Consider the following 753-nt stretch of genomic DNA (forward strand, 5'->3'; position numbering starts at 1 on the left):
AACAATAGAAAGTAAAATGAATTTTATAAATCAAATCAGCAAGCCCAAATAGAAAGATCTAGAGTTAAACTCCATAGACTTAACTTCAGAAATTATGAGTATTGAATCATAGCGGGATTTATTCAGAAAATTACCTTTCAATTTATCCTCTAGGATTGAACGTAGTGTTTACAATGTCAGAAAGCGCAACTTGTTTGCTTATCGGGATTCATTAATAAAAAAGATAGCTGCAAAAATATCTGTCAGTGATTATTACATTGTAGATAGCATGCCATTAGAAATATGCAAATTAAGCAGAAGTTCCAGAAGTACTGTTTGTAGATAAAATTACTTTACCAGCCCGGATAAAGGTTTTTGTGCTTGGCAAAATAGTGTTTATTATGGTTATAAATTGCATGCAGTGTGTAATACTGATGGGATTTTTACCGATTTTGATCTAACACAAGCTTCTGTACAGGATATTCATTATATCATATATATTAAGAACTTGTACAATATTAGGAGACAAAGGTTATCTGAGTATTGATTATCAAAGAGAGTTATTTAATTACAACCAGATTAATATGGAAGTACCTATGCGAAAAAATCAACATTGATATAAGCCAAAGCCTTATATTTTTAGAAAACCCCGAAAGCGCATCGAAACCTTATTTTCGCAATTATGTGATCAGTTTATGATTAGAAGAAACTATGCGAAATCCTTTGATGGCTTTAAGAACAGAATATTATCTAAGATAATGGCACTGATTGTTA

The 753-nt window shown here is 30.8% G+C and carries 1 pseudogene; it reads left to right on the top strand.

Annotation, left to right across the window (positions count from 1 at the left end):
- Positions 1-753: pseudogene (locus tag GNY06_RS15405) on the top strand (IS982 family transposase); the annotation flags it as partial.

The organism is Elizabethkingia argenteiflava, assembly GCF_009904105.1.
Taxonomy (GTDB): domain Bacteria; phylum Bacteroidota; class Bacteroidia; order Flavobacteriales; family Weeksellaceae; genus Elizabethkingia; species Elizabethkingia argenteiflava.